The 16,126-nt window shown below is 68.2% G+C and carries 15 protein-coding genes; 7 read left to right on the top strand and 8 right to left on the bottom strand.

The features are described 5' to 3' along the window. On the top strand, positions 1-452 hold a 452-nt coding region (locus FHR32_RS23495), incomplete at its 5' end, for a trypsin-like serine peptidase (RefSeq protein WP_376773357.1). Between the two features lie 560 nt (positions 453-1,012). Then, positions 1,013-1,705, top strand: a complete 693-nt coding sequence (locus FHR32_RS23490) for an HAD family hydrolase (RefSeq protein ID WP_312882629.1) — start codon at positions 1,013-1,015, stop codon at positions 1,703-1,705. A 309-nt stretch (positions 1,706-2,014) separates the two neighbouring features. On the opposite strand, the gene FHR32_RS23485 is transcribed toward FHR32_RS23490, so the two are convergent. Both FHR32_RS23485 and FHR32_RS23480 read right to left on the bottom strand, forming a co-directional pair. Continuing rightward, on the bottom strand, positions 2,015-2,497 hold the full coding sequence (locus tag FHR32_RS23485; protein ID WP_184756271.1) for an ATP-binding protein: 483 nt from the start codon (positions 2,495-2,497) through the stop codon (positions 2,015-2,017). Beyond that, positions 2,494-2,673 carry a hypothetical protein gene (locus FHR32_RS23480; protein WP_246466295.1) on the bottom strand — a complete coding sequence of 60 codons (180 nt, stop codon included), beginning with the start codon at positions 2,671-2,673 and terminating at the stop codon, positions 2,494-2,496. The genes FHR32_RS23485 and FHR32_RS23480 overlap by 4 nt, the downstream gene beginning before the upstream one ends. A 252-nt stretch (positions 2,674-2,925) precedes the next feature. Here FHR32_RS23480 and FHR32_RS23475 point away from each other — a divergent pair, with 252 nt between their 5' ends. Then, positions 2,926-3,783, top strand: a complete 858-nt coding sequence (locus FHR32_RS23475) for a helix-turn-helix domain-containing protein (RefSeq protein WP_184756269.1) — start codon at positions 2,926-2,928, stop codon at positions 3,781-3,783. 22 nt (positions 3,784-3,805) lie between these two features. Further along, the gene (locus tag FHR32_RS23470; RefSeq protein ID WP_184756268.1) at positions 3,806-4,021 is read left to right on the top strand and encodes a DUF397 domain-containing protein; all 216 of its coding nucleotides are present in this window, start codon (positions 3,806-3,808) and stop codon (positions 4,019-4,021) included. Between the two features lie 531 nt (positions 4,022-4,552). Here FHR32_RS23470 and FHR32_RS23465 read toward each other — a convergent pair. After that, entirely contained in the window at positions 4,553-5,980 is a 1,428-nt protein-coding gene (locus FHR32_RS23465; RefSeq protein ID WP_184756267.1) for an aldehyde dehydrogenase family protein, read from the bottom strand. 218 nt (positions 5,981-6,198) lie between these two features. Here FHR32_RS23465 and FHR32_RS23460 point away from each other — a divergent pair, with 218 nt between their 5' ends. Then, on the top strand, positions 6,199-6,825 hold the full coding sequence (locus FHR32_RS23460; protein ID WP_184756266.1) for a TetR/AcrR family transcriptional regulator: 627 nt from the start codon (positions 6,199-6,201) through the stop codon (positions 6,823-6,825). 28 nt (positions 6,826-6,853) lie between these two features. Here FHR32_RS23460 and FHR32_RS23455 read toward each other — a convergent pair whose 3' ends face one another. Beyond that, positions 6,854-8,317: a PucR family transcriptional regulator gene (locus FHR32_RS23455; protein WP_312882628.1), complete on the bottom strand. Its 1,464-nt coding sequence runs from the start codon at positions 8,315-8,317 to the stop codon at positions 6,854-6,856. 90 nt (positions 8,318-8,407) lie between these two features. On the opposite strand from FHR32_RS23455, the gene gabT reads away from it, so the two are divergent. Next, positions 8,408-9,760 (top strand): 4-aminobutyrate--2-oxoglutarate transaminase, encoded by a 1,353-nt coding sequence (gene gabT, locus FHR32_RS23450; RefSeq protein ID WP_184756265.1) that lies wholly within the window; start codon positions 8,408-8,410, stop codon positions 9,758-9,760. Between the two features lie 236 nt (positions 9,761-9,996). Then, a complete protein-coding gene (locus FHR32_RS23445) occupies positions 9,997-10,185 on the top strand; it encodes a hypothetical protein (protein ID WP_376773356.1) in 189 nt (62 codons plus the stop codon). Between the two features lie 88 nt (positions 10,186-10,273). Here the strand turns inward: FHR32_RS23445 and FHR32_RS23440 are convergent, their stop codons facing one another. From FHR32_RS23440 to FHR32_RS23425, 4 genes are read right to left on the bottom strand one after another with little or no spacing between them, the layout of a single operon-like run. Next, the gene (locus FHR32_RS23440; protein ID WP_184756263.1) at positions 10,274-11,977 is read right to left on the bottom strand and encodes an ABC transporter family substrate-binding protein; all 1,704 of its coding nucleotides are present in this window, start codon (positions 11,975-11,977) and stop codon (positions 10,274-10,276) included. 21 nt (positions 11,978-11,998) lie between these two features. Next, positions 11,999-14,116: an ABC transporter ATP-binding protein gene (locus FHR32_RS23435; protein ID WP_312882626.1), complete on the bottom strand. Its 2,118-nt coding sequence runs from the start codon at positions 14,114-14,116 to the stop codon at positions 11,999-12,001. Continuing rightward, positions 14,113-14,952: an ABC transporter permease gene (locus FHR32_RS23430; RefSeq protein WP_184756262.1), complete on the bottom strand. Its 840-nt coding sequence runs from the start codon at positions 14,950-14,952 to the stop codon at positions 14,113-14,115. Before FHR32_RS23430 ends, FHR32_RS23435 begins: the two co-directional genes overlap by 4 nt. Further along, positions 14,953-15,930: an ABC transporter permease gene (locus tag FHR32_RS23425; RefSeq protein ID WP_184756261.1), complete on the bottom strand. Its 978-nt coding sequence runs from the start codon at positions 15,928-15,930 to the stop codon at positions 14,953-14,955. Between the last annotated feature and the right edge of the window lie 196 nt (positions 15,931-16,126).

Raw genomic sequence — 16,126 nt, 5'->3', positions numbered from 1 at the left:
TCACCGCCCGCCGCATGTTCGTCACGGGTCCATGGTCGCGCAGCGCCGACGACAGCTACGACGTCGGCATGGTGGCGCTCAACCCCAGAGACGGCAGGCACGTGGAGGACGTCGTCGGAGGCCAGGACATCGCCTTCGGCACCGCCCGGGGGCGCCCGGCCCACACCTTCGGCTTCCCCGCCGAGTCGCCCTACGACGGCGAGCACCTGGTCTACTGCGCCGGCCCGGTCCGCGCCGACCCCCACGACCAGACCGGCGACCAGGGCATGCACTGCGACATGACCGCCGGATCCAGCGGCGGGCCCTGGCTGACCGGCTTCGACACCGCCACCGGGCGCGGCGCGATCACCTCGGTGAGCAGCTTCAAATACAGCGACGACCGGAACACCATGTACGGCCCCTACTTCGGCACCACGGTCAAGGAGCTCTACACCACCGCCGAGAGGTCCTGACCGCGAGCCCGGGGCGGGTCCGTGGTGAGGCTGAAGGTTCTCGCTGTTCGCGCTGCGGTGGGTGTTCCTTTGCGCTGCGGGTGTCCCGGTCTGAGGGCCTGTCGCCGTTCGCGCTGCGGTGGGTGGGTGTTCCGGAAGAGTGAGTGGCCGTTCGCGCTGCGGTGGGTGGGTGTTCCGGCCGGCCGTCGCAGTTACCGTCTCGTTTTTCAGGCCTCCGGCCTGGCGGGCACGGTGGTTGCGCTTTTTTATAAGCCGGCCGGAACACCCACCCACCTCCGCGCCAGACGGCCCCGCCGTACAGCGTGCGGACCGTAGCCGCTCACTCTCCGACCGCCCAGCGATCTCGCTGACGCTGAAGCAATCCGCACAGGACCGTTCAGAGTTACCCGCCGTAGCTGACGCGTTCCTCTCCGACCAGTGCAGGGTCGAAGACCGTACCTCTTCGACCAGCGCCAGAGGCAAGAGCGGCTGGGGATCGCGGGCCGACATGTCCCTTTCTACGGCGCCCGGCCGTGGCACACGCTTGCAGGCGATCGCATGCCAAGGCAAGGATCACGGGCGTGATCAAAGGCGTTATGTTCGATTTCTCCGGGACCCTCTTTCGCAGTGAGCCGACGGAGGATTGGCTGCGCGCGGTGGTGTCGGAAGCGGGGCACGACATGGGAGAGGACGAACTCGCCGCCTGCGGCGCCCGGCTGGAAGAGGTCGGCGCCATGCCCGGAGGCCCTCCCCCACCCCGCCTGCCGCCCTCCTTGACCGGCCTGTGGAGGGAGCGTGATCTGAGCGCCGAGCGGCACCGAGCCGCATACACCGCTCTCGCCCGGCAGGCTTCGCTGCCCTCACCGGAATTGGCCGACGCGCTTTACGACCGTCACCGCATGCCAGCCGCGTGGCGGCCCTACCCCGACACCGAGAGCACGCTCAAGGAACTGCGGAGGCGTGGGATCTCCGTCGCCGTCGTCAGCAACATCGGCTGGGACATCCGCCCGGTCTTTCGCGACCACGGTGTGGACCATCTCGTCACCGCCTGTCTTCTCTCCTACGAACAGGGGACCCAGAAGCCCGACCCTGTGCTTTTCCAGGCTGCCTGCGACCGGCTCGACCTGTCCCCCGACGACGTGCTCATGGTGGGTGACGACCCCACCGCCGATGGTGGGGCCGCGGCACTGGGCTGCAAGGTTCACCTGGTCGATCACCTGCCGGTAGATCGGCGCCTGGCCGCGCTGTCCGCCGTCCTCACGTTGCTCGACTGAGCTCGGGCTTCAACCTGCCGGTGCCCGCCGCGCGCCTTCCGACCGGCAGAAGCGGGTTGGAGGGCGAGACAACGGCAACCGGCCCTGAAGTGGTGGGAAAGAGAGGCTTCAGCGGCGGCGACCGACCTTGAACGGCCCCGGCGCGGATTGCTTCAGCGGCAGAGGGTCCGCTGGGTGGTTTGGGAGTGAGCGGCTACGGTCCGCACGCCGTACGGCCAGCGAGCCGTCGTCCGCCGGGAAGGGAGAGGTCATGCCGCTTGTACGACGGATGCTTCCCGGGCGAATGGTTTGGTGGCCTTCAGCTGATCTTCAAAAAGGTTGCCCTGACGTGCCGCTGGGGAGATGGAACCAGACGACGGTGCTCGACTGGTCGTGGTGAGCGCCCCAGTCGGTGGCGATGAGGTCGACCAGCAACAGGCCGCGCCCGCCGTCACTGTCGGGGTCGCTGGCTCGGACGAAGGGGATACTTCCAGCCGAGCCATCGTCTATGACCTCGATGTGCAGGCGACCGTCGCCCGCAGCCAAGCAGACGGTCACCGACCCGCTGGGGCTGTGGCTGGAGTCAGAGTGGACGACAGCGTTGGTAACGACTTCGCTGAGCAGCAACATCACGTCATCGAGGGCTGCCTCGGCGACTTTTCCGGCCAGCAGGTGACGGACCCACTGACGTGCTACGGGTGCCGAATACGGAGTGGCAGGGAAGTCGGCGTGGCCGAGCAGGCGCAGAGTGGTCCAGCGGGTGGAGGCGACCCGCTGGCGTTCATAGCGGCAGGTGACCAGGGGCAGGTTCATGTGATCGCCACCGCCGAGACGATGATGTCGGCGACATTGTCAGCCTCGGCGCAGACCCACTGACCAGGCCGCCACAGCCGAGCCCACCAGGGCCGCCAGATGAAGACCCAGCCGTAGGCCCTGCGAATGACCGTGATGCGCACCCGTGCCCGGCCCACCGACAGCACCTCTAGCACCGGCGGCCCTGTGGTGGAAAGAACGAGGGAGGTGCACATCCCCAGCTCTTTGAGACTCCCGCTCAGCCGTACCAAGCGAACGCACTGCTCTTACGGATCGCCTTCACGTCTCAGTATCGACATCACTCCTCCAGATTCGTGGTCGTTCGATTACACTCTGTGGAAGCTACCTCAGATCACTTTCTTTTGGTAGCTACCTTTGGCAAGTTCCACAGATGGACCTCAAAGTTCCGGGCGGAAGAAGGTGCGGCCATGGCTGCCGATACGAGTCCCACGGTGCGCAGGCGTCGCCTGGCGTCAGAGTTGCGACGACTGCGCACCGAACACGGGTTGTCCATGCAGGAGGTGGCCGACCGCATGGACCTCACGGCGGCCTCCGTCAGCCGCATCGAGACCGGCCGTAGAGGCATCCGGCCGCGGGACCTTCGAGCCTTCCTGGATATGTACGAGGTCCCCGAAACCGACCGGGAGGCATTGCTGGCACTATCCAAGGAGGCACGGCAACGAGGATGGTGGCAGAACTACGGAGACGTCCTACCGGGTGAGTACGCAACCCTCATCGGCCTGGAAGCCGAGGCGACGTCCGTCAGGACCTACCAACAGACATTGGTTCCCGGGCTGCTACAGACCGCTGAGTACGCCCAAGCAGTCATCGCAGCCTCGCGCCCCGGTGACGCTCCGGAAGAGGTGGAACGCAGGGTCGCCGTACGGATGGAGCGCCAAAAACGGCTCACAGACGGAGACTCTTTGGAGCTTTCCGTCATCCTCGGCGAAGGAGTGGTGCATCAACACGTCGGAACGGCTCAGATCACAACCGACCAACTCCAACATCTCACCGAAGCAAGCCGGTGCCCCAACATCATGGTGCAGATACTTCCCTACCGCGCTGGGGCGCACCCGGCGATGACCGGGTCGTTCACCATCGTGGGGTTCCCTGCTCCGAGCGACATGGACGTCATCTATTTGGAGAACATGTCCAGCGGCTTGTATCTGGAAGACGCCACGAACATTCGACGGTACATATCCGTTTTTGACTACCTCAGAGCAGCGGCCCTCAGTCCAGCGGACACCACGGCTATGCTGATGGGCGCGCTGAAGAATCTGGCGTGAACTTCCATTGGAAGGGCGCGGGATGTCCACCCCGATAGATCTGACAGACGCCGTTTGGCACAAGAGTTCATGCAGCGGAGGCAACGGGGACTGCGTGGAAGTCGCCGCGCTTCCCCATGGCCGTGTGGGCGTCCGCGACAGCAAGGACAAGACCGGGCCGGCGCTGGTCTTCGCCTCAGACGGCTGGGGGGCTTTTATCAGTGGCGTCAAGAACGGCGATTTCGACATCCAGTCGTAGGTGATCGTTCTGTTCCGAGCGGGCCGGACGATCAAATTTGGGTTCCCCGAAGTACCAGGCGGCGTTCGGCCCTGCACTGGTCGGAGAGGAACGCGTCAGCTACGGCGGGCAACTCTGAACGGTCCCGTGCGGATTGCTTCAGCGTCAGCGAGATCCATGGGCGGTCCGGAAGTGAGCGGCTACGGTCGCACGCCGTACGGCGGGGCCGTCCGGCGCGGAGGTGGGTGGGTGTTCCGGCCGGCTTATAAAAAACCGCAACCACCGCGCCCGCCAGGCCGGAGGCCTGAAAAACGAGACGATAACTGCGACGGCCGGCCGGAACACCCACCCACCGCAGCGCGAACGGCCACCCACCCCTGAAACACTCGCTCACCGCACCGCGAACGGCCACTCCCTCTCCGAAACACTCGCTCACCGCAGCGCGAACGGCCACCCACCCAGCCTCACCACGGACACGCCCTACACGGATACACCGCGCGAAACGCATCACAGAAAGCCCCCGGCGTGACGGGACGCGGGCTGTGCGCGAGGTCAGAGGGACAGCCCGGTGAGGACCATGACCTTCTCGTAGGTGAAATCCGCCATGGCCGAGCGGACGCCCTCGCGGCCGACGCCTGAACCCTTGACGCCGCCATAGGGCATCTGGTCGGCGCGGTAGGAGGGGACGTCCCCGATGATCACGCCGCCGACCTCGAGCTCCCGGTTGGCGCGGAAGGCGACGTCCAGGCTGCGGGTGAACACCCCGGCCTGCAGGCCGTACGCCGAGTCGTTGACCGCGGCGAAGGCCTCGTCGACACCGGGCACGGACTGGACGATCATCACGGGTCCGAAGACCTCCTCGCGGGAGACCTTGGCGTCGTGCGGCACGTCGGTCAGGACGGTCGGCGCGACGGTGGCGCCGTCACGGGTGCCGCCGGCCAGCAGCCTGGCACCGGCCGCGACGGCCTCCTTGACCCACTGCTCGACGCGCTCGGCGGCCTCGACCGAGACGAGCGGCCCGACCTGGGTCCGGTCGTCGGCGGGATCTCCGGTGACCAGTGCCTCAACGGCGGGGACCAGCCTGGCCACGAAGTCCTCGCGCACGGACTCCTCCACGATCACCCGCTGGACGGCGATACAGCTCTGCCCGGCCTGGTAGTTGGAGAACAGCGCCACCCGGGAGGCGGCCCAGTCGAGGTCGGCGTCGGCGAGCACGACGGCGGCGGCGTTGCCGCCGAGTTCGAGGGTGACGTGCTTGCGCGGCACCTGGTCCATGATCGCGTAGCCGACCGGCCCGGAGCCGGTGAAGGAGACGACCGGCAGGCGCGGGTCGTCGACCAGGGTGGCGGCGCGGTCGTTGGGCACCGGGAGCACGGAGAACATGCCCTCGGGCAGCGCGGTCTCGGCCAGGATCTCGCCCAGCACCAAGGAGGAGATGGGTGTCGCCGGAGCCGGCTTGACGATGATCGGGGCGCCCACCGCGATGGCCGGGGCCACCTTGTGGGCCACCAGGTTGAGCGGGAAGTTGAACGGCGTGATCGCCAGGACCGGGCCGTGCGGGACGCGCGAGACGTAGGCGAGACGGCCGGCGGAGCCCGCCTCGGTGTCCAGGCGTACGGCCTCGCCGCCGAGCCGGCGGGTCTCCTCGGCGGCGAACCGGAAGGTGGAGATGGCGCGGTTGACCTCTCCGCGTGCCCAGAAGATCGGCTTGCCGTTCTCCTCCATGATCAGATGGGCGATCTCCTCGGCCCGCTCGGCCAGGCGGCGCGAGACGTGGGAGAGGGCTTCGGCCCGTACGTGGACGGGGAGGGCCGCGGCCTGCTTCTGCACGGCCACCGCCGCGGCGACGGCCTCTTCGACCTGGTCGGCGGTGGGTACGGAGCAGACGCCGACGATACGGCCGTCATGCGAGTTGGTCACGGTAAGCTCGGCGTCCCCCGTGGCGGGGCGGCCGGCGAGCCAGAAGGGGCGCACGTCCATGACTTTGACGGTATGTCACCGGCCGGGGGGCGGCTTTACTCCACTACGCACAAGACGCTTGCACTGGTGCGCCGTTACGCATAAAAATATTTCCCCTGCTTGCCTGTAACGAAAATGTGGTGCGTTAAGGATATTTCTTACATGCCAGCGGTTTGAGAGATCTCTGCCCTGGCTAAGTCACAGAATGCAACTCCCCATGAGCGGAAGGGCGCGGCTGCATGACCTCCTCGGCGCCACGCGGACTGCAGGGCGCCTATCTGCTCGGCGAACGGGCGGGCCAGGACGAGCTCCGCGGCAGACTGCTCGACGTGGCCAGCCACCTCCTCGTCACCATCGGTCCCGAGAGCCTGTCGATGCGCCGCATCGCCACCGAGGCCGGATGCTCGACGACCGTCATCTACACCATGTTCGGCAGCAAGGAAGGCCTGGCAGAGGCGCTTTATCTGGAGGGTTTCGAACGCTTCCGGCGACGTCTGGAGTCCGTTCCCGCACGCCGGAACGCGCTGGAGCACCTGACCGCCCTCGGCCCCGCCTACCGGGAGGCCGCGCTGGCCGAGCCGGGTTACTACGCCCTGATGTTCGAACGGGCGATCCCCGGTTTCCTGCCGAGCGAGCGGGCCAGGACCCTGGCCCGGGCGGCGCTCAACATTCTCGACCGGGTGATCGCCGACTGCATCTCGTCGGGATACATCATCCCCACCCAGCCCAGGAAGATCGCGGACGCCCTCTGGGCCGCCGCCCAGGGGGCCATCAGCCTGGAGCGTGCGGGCCACCTGCGTGACAGCCACACCTACGACGCGGTCACTTACGCCACCATCTCGCGCTATCTGGTCGACAGGTCCTGAGCCCGCCCGTTCGCCGCGGCGCGGCCGGTCAGCCCGTCATGGCCAGCGCGACCCAGAGTTCGGCGCGGGCCGCCGGGTCGTCGAGGTCACGGCCGAGGAGTTCGGCGACCCGGCGCATGCGGTAGCGCAGCGTGTGCCGGTGCACGCCGAGCCGCTGCGCCGCCGCGTCCCAGTGGCCGTTGCACGCCAGGTAGGCGCGGAGGGACTCCAGCAGGTCGGCGCGCGAGCCGTACTCGCGCAGCGGGGCGAGCAGCGCCGAGGAGAACGCCGTGGTCGCGGCAGGGTCCAGCAGCGACAACAGACCCTGGCCCGCGAGGTCGGCGGAGCGGACGACCCGCCCGGCGGTACGGCGGGCGGAGGTGAGCGCCCGGTCTGCCTGGTCCACCCCGGTGCGCAGATCGTCGAGGCCGACCGGGGAGCCGATCCCGACCGGACCGTGTTCCCGCAGCGCTGAGACCGCCTTGTCTGCCTGGTCTGCCGCGACGACGGCCACCACCCGGTCGTCCACGGCCACCGCGAACTCGTCGCCTGCGGCCTCCAGCACCGCCTCCTGGTCGCCGCCGACGGCCAGCACCACCAGCGGCCCGCCGGGGAGTCCGCTCCCCAGCCGTTCCAATGCCTCCTGGCCGGCCTGTGTCTCCCCGGCCAGGAGCAGCCGTAGCACCGCCGAACGGACCCTGCGCTCGGCCGCCAGATGCTCGCGGCCGTGTTCGACGGCGAGTGTCAGCAGGGAGCCGGCGGCGTTGACCACGGTGTGCGCGACCGGGGTGAAGGGACGTCCGAGGCCGACCGCGAAGAAGCCCCTGACGCGGCGGGCGCCGAGCGGCTGCACGATGACGTGCTCCTGCGGCGTGGAGAGCGCCAGGGTCGCGGGCGTGCTCCCGCCCGCGGGCTTCCTCAGGCGCTCCAGTTCGGGGGTGAGTCCGGTTATGGCGGCCGCCCCCTTCCCCGCCGCGTGCCGTACGGCTCCCGCCTCGTCGAGCAGGACGGCCCAGCCGCCGAGTTCGCGGGCCAGGCACTCGATCACCGCGCGGGGCCCCTCGGGACGGAGGGCGGCGCGGGTGAGGCGGCCCTGGGTGGCGAAGGCGCGTCTGATCTCGTCGTACTGCTCGGCGGCGATCAGGTCGCTGACCAGTTTGCCGATCGCGACGAACGGGGTGGTTCGCGGCACCTCGATCAGCGGCAGCCCCGCCCGGGCCGCCGCGTCCACCAGCTCGGCCGGGATCGTCTCGTGCCCCAGTCCGACGCCCAGCCCGAGCCCGGTGACCTCCCTGCCGACCAGCCGGTCGATGTACGGCCCGGCGTTGCCGGCGTCCAGGCGCATGCCCGTGGTGAGGACCAGCTCGCCGCCCTCCAGGAACGGGGTCGGGTCCTCCAGCTCGCTGACCGCCACCCAGCGCACCGGCCGGTCGAGCGCGTCCTGCCCGGTGAGCAGGCTGAGCTTGAGCGGCAGGCGCCGCACGACGGTGCGGAGCGTCGGCGCCACAACCACCCCCGATTTGTACGATACGGCCAGAGTGCTACCGCAATTTTGCCATAGTGCATCATCCGTACATCGACATGTGCGACATACCGTCACAGTATGAGCACCGTCCCCCAGGGCGGCCCCTCGCTTCCGCAGGAGCGCCGGGTCGTCACCGAGATCCCCGGCCCGAAGTCCCGCGAGATGTTCGCGCGCAAGCAGGCCGCCGTTCCCCAGGGCATCGGCACCACGCTGCCGGTCTTCGTGACGCACGCCGGCGGTGGTGTCGTCGTCGACGCCGACGGCAACTCGCTGATCGACTTCGGCTCCGGCATCGCGGTGACGAGCGTCGGCAACGCCGCCCCGCGCGTGGTCGAGCGGGTGCGGAAGCAGGTGGCGGACTTCACCCACACCTGCTTCATGGTCACGCCGTACGAGTCCTACGTCGAGGTATGCGAGAAGCTCAACGAGCTCACGCCCGGCGACCACGAGAAGCGGACCTTCCTCCTCAACAGCGGCGCCGAGGCCGTGGAGAACGCGGTCAAGGTGGCCCGGCACGCCACGGGGCGTCAGGCGGTCGTCGTGTTCGACCACGGCTACCACGGCCGGACCCTGCTGACGATGTCGCTGACGGCCAAGAGCCTGCCCTACAAGCACAGGTTCGGCCCGTTCGCCCCCGAGGTCTACCGGGTGCCGCTGGCCTACCCCTTCCGCTGGCCCACGGGCCCGGAGAACTGCGCGGAGGAGGCCGCCGCCCAGGCGATCGACCAGATCACCAAGCAGATCGGCGCGGAGAACGTGGCCGCCGTGGTGATCGAGCCGATCGCGGGTGAGGGCGGTTTCATCGAGCCCGCCAAGGGCTTCCTGCCCAGGATCGCGGAGTTCTGCCGCGAGAACGGCATCGTCTTCATCGCCGACGAGGTCCAGACCGGTTTCTCGCGCACCGGCGACCTGTTCGCCTGCGAGGACGAGGGCATCGTCCCGGACATCATCGTCACCGCCAAGGGCATCGCGGGCGGCCTGCCCCTGTCGGCCGTCACCGGCCGCGCCGAACTCCTCGACAAGGTCCACGTCGGCGGGCTGGGCGGCACCTACGGCGGCAACCCGCTCGCCTGCGAGGCGGCGCTGGGCGTGCTGGAGACCATCGAGGCCGACGACCTGACCGGCAAGGCCCGCCACATCGGCGAGGTCATGCTCCCCCGGCTGCGCGCCATCGCCGGGAAGAGCCCGGTGATCGGCGACGTGCGCGGCCGCGGCGCGATGATCGCCATCGAACTGGTGGTCCCCGGCACCAAGGACCCGCACCCCACCGCGGCGGGTGAGATCGCCAAGAGGTGTCACGCCGAGGGGCTGCTCGTGCTGACCGCAGGCACCTACGGCAACGTGTTGCGGTTCCTGCCGCCTCTGGTCATGCCCGACCATCTCCTGGAAGAGGGCCTGGTGATTCTGGAGAAGGCCATCAGCGAGGTCTGACCGTTTAGATCACGATAAAAGGGGCACCCGGCTTGCGACCGGGTGCCCCTTTTGCTGCTGTACGACCTGCAGCGAGGGAGTGATTTAACCACCGCTTGACATCTACCAAAGCGATCACGGGCCGTGACGGCGTTATAACGGTTCCGATACGACACTGCGCGATCAAGACGGGAGGCGCGATGAACTGGGGACCGAGCAGAACGGCGCGGAACACGCTGACGTTCGATCCTGAGGGTTTGACCCGCACCCAACGTGAGGGCGATGCCTGCGTGGCCTGCCACAAGAAGTGGCCGCGCCCGCGGATCAGGATCGGCCGCCTGCCCGACGACGGGGCTCTGTTCGCCTGCCCGGAGTGTGCGGACGGGCTCATCCAGGACCTCCAGGAGAACGTCTACCCTCTCCCTCGCCGCGCGGCCTTCTCCTAAGCTCTCCGTCCTTGCCCGGACAGGGACGGAGAAAAACGGACGTGCCCTCCCCCGCGAGAGCGAGGGAGGGCACGTAACGTTCCGGTGGTTACTTGGTGTAACCGACGGCCGTCCAGTTCTTGTCCGCGAAGCCGAAGGCGCCGTAGTTCGCCAGGGTCTTCTTGGTGGCGTAGATGTCGGGGCGCTGGTACATCGGGATGGTGTGCACCTCGTCCCAGATCAGCTTGTCCGCCGCGTTGCCCAGCTCGACCGCCTTGGCCGGGTCCATCTCACCCGCGGCCTGGTCGATCAGCGCGTCCAGCTCGGGGGTGCCGATGCGCGGGAAGTTGCTGCCGAAGTTCTCGGCGCTCTCCGGCGTCTTGTAGATCTGCGGCAGGGAACCATTCGGGAACGGCGTGCCCAGCCAGGCGAACGGGGCGATGTCGAAGTTGCCGGGGATGATGAAGTCGTCGAAGAGCTTGTCGTCGGGGACCGGCTCGATGGTGACCTTGACGCCGATCTCCTTCAGCATCGCCTGGGTGAGCTCACCCTCCTGCTTGGAGGTGGGCAGCGAGGCGGGGACGATGAAGCGGAGCGCGAACTCCTTGCCGTCCTTCTTGCGGTACTCCCCCTCCTGCTTCCAGCCGGCGGCGTCCAGGAGCTGCTTGGCCTTCTCCGGGTTGTACTTGCCGAGCTCACCGGAGTTGTCCACGTAACCCTTGTGGGTGTTCATGTAGACGTGGTTGTTGAGCGTCTGGATCGGCCAGTCCATGTCCTTGAGGTCGGACTGGGCGATCACCTCGCGGTTGATGCCGAGCTGGATGGCCTGACGGACCGACTTGTCCTTGAGGAACTCCGAGGAGCCGTTGACGGTGAAGTGGCGCCAGTTCGGGGCCGCGGCCTTGCGGATGTCGGCGTTCGCCACCTCCTTGGCCCGTTTGAGGTCGGCGGCGTTCGCCGGGATCTCCACCGCGTCGATCTCGCCGTTGGCGAAAGTGTTCAGCTTGGCGGTGTCCAGGAGGGTACGGAAGATGACCTTGTCGAGCTTGGCCTTCTGGCCCCACCACTTGTCGTCGCGGACGAGCGTGGCGGTCTTGCTGGTCTGGTCCATGGACTCGACCTTGAACGGGCCCGCGGTGACCGGGATCTTGTCGACCCAGCCCTTGTTGAACGCCTCGGGCGTCTCGTTCGCCGAGGCCGGGTAGAGCGGGGAGAACATACCCTTCCAGTCCGGGTAGTTCTTGGCGAAGGTCACCACCACGTCCTTGTCGGTGGCGCCCTTCTCCACCGACTCGACCCGGTCGTAACCGTCGGTCGAGGAGACCTGATACTTCTTGTTCTCGCCGTTCAGGGCCTTCCACTGAGCCTGGAAGTCCTTGTAGGTCATCGGCGTGCCGTCCGACCACGCGGCCTTGTCATTGATCTTGTAGGTGACGGTCTGCTTGCCCCCGGTGAGCTCCATCTTCCACTCGGTGACGTAGTCCGGATTGTTGACGACCTCGGCCTTGTCGTTGGCGATGGCGACGAACGGCATCAGCGGCTCGATCACATCGTCGGTGTTGGCGTTGGTGCCGTTGACCTGGTTGTAGTTCCACTGCGCCTGCCACTGGTTGAGCGCCAGCTTCACCGTGCCGCCGTCGGCGACCTGGTCGTAGGCGACCGGGTTGGTCGTGCTTCCGGGAAGCGTGGCGGCCTGCTCCTGTGCGGCCTGGCTCGACGCGGCCTCCGGCTTCTCGGCACCGCCACCGGCGCAGGCCGTGAGGGCCATCGCCAGGAGTGCGGTTCCGGCGACCGCCTTGTAACCAACCTTCACGTGTTCCTCCAACAGGGGTTGTCAGGGACGAGAGGTCGGAAGGACCTCGGTCTCCTCGGGATAGTGGCAGGCGGCGCCGTGGTCGGCGGCAGCCGCGAGCCGGACAACGATGGGCTCTTCCTCTTCGCACCTGCGCGCCTGCGCCTCGCCCAGCAGGGCGCGCTTGGGACAACGGGTGCGGAACCGGCAGCCGGACGGGGGGTCGGCCGGGCTGGGCAGGTCGCCTTCGAGCAGGATCCGCTCGCGTGAGCGCTCCAGTTCGGGGTCGGGCAACGGGATCGCCGACAGCAGCGCCCGGGTGTAGGGGTGGGCGGGCCTGCCGTACACCTCGTCGACGGTGCCGATCTCGGCGATCTTGCCGAGATACATGACCGCGATCCGGTCCGCGAGGTGCCTGACCACCGACAGGTCGTGGGCGACGAACAGGTAGGACAGGCCGAGCCGGGCCTTCAGGTCCTCCAGCAGGTTGATCACACCCGCCTGGATGGACACGTCCAGCGCCGACACCGGCTCGTCGAGCACGATCAGCTTGGGCTCCAGGGCCAGGGCGCGGGCGATGCCGATGCGCTGGCGCTGCCCGCCGGAGAAGTGCTGCGGGTAGCGCTCGGCGTGGCCGGGGTCCAGGCCCACCAGGGTGAGCAGTTCGGCGATCCGGCCCCTGACGTCCTTGTGACCGTGCGCGCGGAGCGGCTCGGCGAGGATGTCGCCGACCGGCATCCGCGGGTCGAGCGCGGCCATCGGGTCCTGGAAGACGATCTGCAGGTCCCTGCGGAGCGCCCTGCGGTCGGCCTTGGCCAGCGCGGCGCTGTCCTTGCCGAGCACGACGACCGTGCCGCCCTGCGGCGCCTCCAGCTGCATGATCTGCTGGAGCGTGGTGGTCTTGCCGCAGCCCGACTCGCCGACCAGGGCGAGCGTCTCGCCCTCGGCGATGTCGAAGCTGATGCCGTCCACCGCGTGCACGGTGCCGACCCGGCGCTTGAACACCGCGCCCTTCATGAGCGGGTAGTGCCGGACCATGTTCTCGACCCTCAGCACGGTCTCCCGCCCGTCCCGCGGCCCGCGCGGCACGGTCTCGGCGGGAGCCTCGGGCACGGGGTAGATCGTGGCGCCGTCGAGGCCCTTGAGGTCGATCTCGTGCGAGCGGATGCAGGCCGCCCGCCGGCCGCCGGAACCGACCCGTTCCAGGTCGGGCTCCACCTCGTCGCAGGCGGTGACCCGCATCGGGCAGCGCGGTGCGAAAGGACAGCCCGGCGGCAGCGCGGCGGGCGAGGGCGGGTTCCCCTCGATCGGGACCAGCCGCCCCTCCGGGCGGTCCATCCGCGGGATCGAGGCGAGCAGGCCCATCGTGTACGGCATGCGCGGGCGGTAGTAGATCTCGTCCACGGTGCCGAGCTCGACCGGCTTGCCGGCGTACATGACCAGCACCCGGTCGGCGATGCCGGCGACGACCCCCAGGTCATGGGTGATCATCACGATGCCGGCGCCGGTCTCCCGCTGCGCGGTCTTGAGCACCTCCAGCACCTGGGCCTGGATGGTGACGTCGAGCGCGGTGGTCGGCTCGTCGCAGACCAGCACGTCGGGGTCGTTGGCGATGGCCATGGCGATCATGGCACGCTGGCGCATGCCGCCGGAGAACTCGTGCGGGAACGCCCTGGCCCGCACGTCCGGATGCGGGATGCCGACCAGGTCCAGCAGCTCGACGGCCCGTTTCGCGGCCGCGTCCTTGCCGACCTTCTGGTGGATCCGCACCGCCTCGGCGATCTGGTCACCGATGGTGTAGACGGGGGTGAAGGCCGAGAGCGGGTCCTGGAAGATCATGCCGATGGACTTGCCGCGGAGCCCGGTGAGCCTCTCCTCCGGCATGTCGAGCAGCTCCTGGCCGTGCAGCCTGACCGAGCCGCTGATCTCGGCGCCCGGTGGGAGCAGGCCCATCACCGCCAGCGAGGTGACGGACTTGCCGGAGCCCGACTCACCGACGATCCCGAGCACCTCGCCCCGGCTGAGCTGGTAGCTCACGCCCCGGACGGCCTTGATGCCGCCACGGAAGGTGACGTTGAGGTCGTTGACCTCGAGGATGGGCGCGTCCGTGCCGGTGGCTGATCCGCCGAGCCCGCCCTGTGTGCCGATCCGCTCGTTCACTGGTTGCTCCCCGGGTCGAGTGCGTCCCGCAGGCCGTCGCCGATGAGGTTGATGCTGAGCACGAGCAGCACGAGCAGTCCGGCGGGGAAGAGGAACAGCCAGGGGTAGCCGGTGACCTTGCTGCTTCCGTCCGCGATCAGTGTGCCGAGCGAGACGTCGGGCGGCTGGATGCCGAACCCGAAGAACGACAGGGCCGCCTCGCCGATGATCGCGCCGCTGACGTTGAGCGTGGCGTCGATGATCAGCAGGGACGAGAGGTTCGGCACGATGTGCCTAAGAATGATCTTCCAGCCGGGGATGCCCATGTAACGGGCGGCCAGGATGTACTCCCGTTCACGCAGGGAGAGCGTCATGCTCCGCACCACCCGGGAGGTGATCATCCAGGAGAAGGCGCCGAGCAGGACCACGAACCAGAGCCACGAGCCGCCCTTGAGGTTCGGCGAGAGGATCGCGATGATCAGGAAGCTGGGCAGCACGAGCAGCAGGTCCGCGCCCCACATCAGGGCCCTGTCCACCCACCCGCCGAAGTAGCCGGCGGCGGCGCCGACCAGGGCGGCGGCGCCGGTGGAGAAGAGGGCGACGAGGAAGCCGATGACGATCGACTTCTGCATGCCGCGCAGGGTGACCGCGTAGACGTCCTGGCCGATCTGGGTGGTGCCCCACCAGTGCTCGGCCGAGGGTCCCTCCAGGAAGGCCAGGAAGTCCTTCTCGGTCCAGTCGTGGGGGCCGACGAACGGGCCGACGTAGGCGAGCGCCAGGAGCAGGAGCAGCGCGATCAGGCCGTAGCGGGCCTGTGGGTTGCGCAGCATGCGGGTGAGGACGACTTTCGATCGCATCTAGCTCACCCGCACCCGGGGGTCGAGGGCGGCCACGACGAGGTCGGACAGCAGGCCGGCGACCAGGACGCACACCGCCGCGAACAGGCTCACCGCGGCGACCGCGTTGGTGTCGTTCTGCTGGATCGAGCTCACCAGCCAGGCCCCCATGCCGTTCCAGCCGAAGATGTTCTCAGTGAAGGTCGCCCCGGTCAGCAGCGTGCCGAAGGCGAAGGCGAAGTAGGTCGCGGCCGGGATCAACGCGGTCCGCAACGCGTGCTTGAGCAGCGCCTTCCTGCGGCTGAGCCCCTTGGCCCTGGCGGTGCGGACGAAGTCCTGGCCCAGCACGTCCAGCATCATGTTGCGCTGGATCCGGCTGTAGAACGCGATCTGCCCGAGGGAGAGTGAGATCGTCGGCAGGATCAGATGGTTGAGCCGGTTGGTGAACTGCGCCCAGCCGCTCAGCCCCGGGCTGTACTCGCCGGTGTACTCCAGCAGGGTGAAACCCAGGGAGTTGTTGAGCCCGACCGCCCCGATGGTGAGCATCGTCGCGATCACGAAGACCGGGATCGCCATGATGACGAAGGAGGTCACGCTGACCACCCGATCGCTGATCTTGTACTGCCTGACCGCGGCGTAGGCGCCGACGGCGATACCGACACCGGAGCCGATGATCGTGCCGATGAGCAGCAGCCGGAGGCTGACGCCGATACGGCGGCCCATCTCCTCGTTGACCGACTTGCCTTCCCAGGTCCTGCCGAGGTCGCCGGTGACGACGCCGGAGACCCAGGTGACGTAGCGCTCGAAGACCGGCGTCTTGTCGTTGAGGTTGTAGTCGTCCAGTGTCGCGTCGACGACGGCCTCCGCCACCGGCGGCTGGCGGCCTTCGTACTTGGCCCTCGGGTTCAGGCTCGTGGCGGCGAGGAAGTACGCCATGCTCGCGGCGATGGCTACCAGCAGGATGTTGCTGATCAGTCGCTTCAGCAGGTAGGTGCCCATCGTCCTCCCCTCGTGTGTCGCTCGGGAGCGCGAGGGGCGGCGAAGGAGACCCGCAGGTGCGGGCGTCGCTTGTTCCCCATTAGCGCGCGCTTAATCCCGTTATGACTTCTTTGGCCCGGGATGAGCGAAACGATACCGGCGAAGGAGGACCGCCTCCGCCACCTGATGTAACGATCCGGATTCGTGATGTCCGGAT

This window comes from Streptosporangium album (genome assembly GCF_014203795.1).
Classification (GTDB): Bacteria; Actinomycetota; Actinomycetes; order Streptosporangiales; family Streptosporangiaceae; genus Streptosporangium; species Streptosporangium album.
The sequence above is the reverse complement of the archived record's forward strand: the minus strand, read 5'-3'. Positions and strand labels throughout refer to the sequence as shown.